The following is a 1,587-nucleotide window of genomic DNA, read 5'->3' as shown; positions in this document are numbered from 1 at the left end:
ATTTCCACGGGAACACCTGTAGCCAAGGCATTGTTGGCGTTGGAGAAATTGAAGGGCGCCCCGGGCCGGCTCGACCTCGTCGGCACCACCGGCAATGGCGCGCCGGTCTATGTCGATTATGCCCACAAGCCCGACGCGCTGGAAAACGTGCTGTCCTCGGTGCGCCCATTCACCACCGGCCGCGTCATCGTCGTGTTCGGCTGCGGCGGCGACCGCGACCGCGGCAAGCGACCGATCATGGGCGAGATTGCAACGCGGCTTGCAGATGTCGTCATCGTCACCGACGACAATCCGCGCTCCGAAGTGCCGAAAACGATCCGCGCCGCTATTTTGGCCGCCGCCCCCGGTGCCATCGAGATCGGCGACCGGCGCCAGGCGATCCACGAGGCGGTTGCCATGCTGCATGCCGGCGACACGCTGATCGTGGCCGGCAAGGGGCACGAGGAAGGCCAGACGATCGGCTCCGAGACCTTGCATTTCTCCGATCACGAGGAAGTTCGCGCGGCACTTACGGAGCGTGCCGCATGAGCTTGCTGTGGACCTGCGAGGCGCTGGTTGCCGCCATGGACGGGCGGCCGTTGGGGCCGATGCCGGAAGGCATTTCCGGCATTTCGATCGACAGCCGCAGCCTGCAGCCGGGCGACGCCTTCTTCGCCATCAAGGGCGAGGCGATGGACGGCCATGACTTCGCCACCGCCGCCATCAAGGCCGGCGCCGGCGTGCTGGTGGTGGCCGAAGGCAAGCTGCCGTCGCTCGGCCGGCTGACGGCGCCGATCATCGTCGTCGAGGACGTGCTGGTCGCACTGGAAAAGCTTGGAATTGCGTCGCGCGCCCGCTCGAGCGCGAAAATCATCGCTGTGACCGGTTCGGCCGGCAAGACCACGACCAAGGAAGCGCTGCGCCATGTGCTGCAAGCCGTCGGCAAGGTGCACGCCTCGGCGCAGTCCTTCAACAATCACTGGGGCGTGCCGCTGACCTTGGCGCGCATGCCTGATGATTGCGACTATGCCGTATTCGAGATCGGCATGAACCATCCCGACGAAATCCGGCCGCTGGTAAAAATGGTGAGGCCGCATGTCGCCATCGTCACCATGATCGCGGCGGCGCATCTCGGCTTTTTCCGCAATCTCGACGAGATTGCCAAGGCCAAGGCCGAGATTTTCGAAGGGCTGGAGCCCGAGGGGGCCGCCATCCTCAACCGCGACGATGCGCGCTTCAAGCTGCTCGACAAGATGGCCCATGCCGCCGGTGTCGAGCACGTCTACGGCTTCGGCGAGAATGCGCGCTCTACCTTCAAGCTCACCAAATGCGAACTGCATGCGGATCATTCCGACATCATCGCCAGGATCGGCGGCCACGAAGTGGCGGCGCGGATCGGCGCGCCCGGCCGCCATATGGTGCAGAACGTGCTGGCGGTGCTGGGTGCTGCGCATCTGGTCGGCGCCGATCTCGACAAGGTGGCTTCAGCACTGGCCGATCTCTCTGCCGAACGCGGGCGCGGCAAGCGCCATGTGCTGCGCCATCCCGGTGGCTCGACTTCGAGCCACCCAGGTGGCTCGAAGTCGAGCCACCGGGATGGCGCAGCAC

General features: G+C 65.5%; 2 protein-coding genes. Both read left to right on the top strand.

The genetic code is table 11. From position 1 onward, the window contains the following. Nucleotides 1-528, top strand: a 528-nt coding sequence (locus tag EN964_RS34030) for a glutamate ligase domain-containing protein (protein WP_281059594.1), incomplete at its 5' end; no start/stop codon positions are given. Further along, nucleotides 525-1,587 (top strand): UDP-N-acetylmuramoyl-tripeptide--D-alanyl-D-alanine ligase (gene murF / locus EN964_RS34025; RefSeq protein WP_127277404.1); only part of this gene is annotated, 1,063 nt, incomplete at its 3' end. The genes EN964_RS34030 and murF, both read left to right, overlap by 4 nt.

Origin of the sequence: Mesorhizobium sp. M7A.F.Ca.CA.001.10.2.1 (assembly GCF_003998575.1) — a bacterium.
Classification (GTDB): domain Bacteria; phylum Pseudomonadota; class Alphaproteobacteria; order Rhizobiales; family Rhizobiaceae; genus Mesorhizobium.
The sequence above is the reverse complement of the archived record's forward strand: the minus strand, read 5'-3'. Positions and strand labels throughout refer to the sequence as shown.